At 58.3% G+C, this 564-nt stretch carries 1 protein-coding gene; it reads left to right on the top strand.

The annotated features are described in order from the left end of the window. On the top strand, positions 1-564 hold a 564-nt coding region (locus tag AC1DH9_RS30620; protein ID WP_477809514.1), incomplete at both ends, for an SDR family NAD(P)-dependent oxidoreductase.

The following is a 564-nucleotide window of genomic DNA, read 5'->3' as shown; positions in this document are numbered from 1 at the left end:
GAGCAAAGGTTGCGTTCGTGGACATGGCCAAAAGCCAAGGTGAGCGGTTGGCGGCCCAATTATTGGCTGAGGGCCATAGGGTCGAGTTCGCTCACTGTGATATCACTGACGAGAGCGTCTATAAGGAGGCGATTGGACGCTTTGCGCAGACCCTGGGGCCTGTGACTGTCCTGGTGAACAATGCCGCCAATGATGTCAGGCACACCTTGGATGAAGTTGACTCGGAGACGTTCGACAAGCTGATTTCCGTCAATTTGAAGCATGCTTTTTTTGCCGCCCGGGCGGTGGTCCCCATGATGAAGGCCGCCGGGGAAGGCGCGATCATCAATCTGGGTTCCATTGGCTGGATGATGGCCTCCAGTGGATACCCGGTCTACGCGGCCAGTAAAGCGGCAACCCACGGCATGACCAGGGCGTTGGCACGGGAGTTGGGGCCATGGCGCATCAGGGTCAACACCCTGGTTCCAGGATGGGTGATGACAGAAAAGCAGCTCGCGCTCTGGGTTGACGATGCTGCCAGGGAGTTGATTAGCCGCAGCCAATGCCTGCCGGGTAGCGTGGAAC

The organism is Pseudomonas sp. 05T35, from assembly GCF_056396605.1.
Note: the sequence above shows the minus strand (reverse complement) of the source record. Positions and strands in the feature narration are given on the sequence as shown.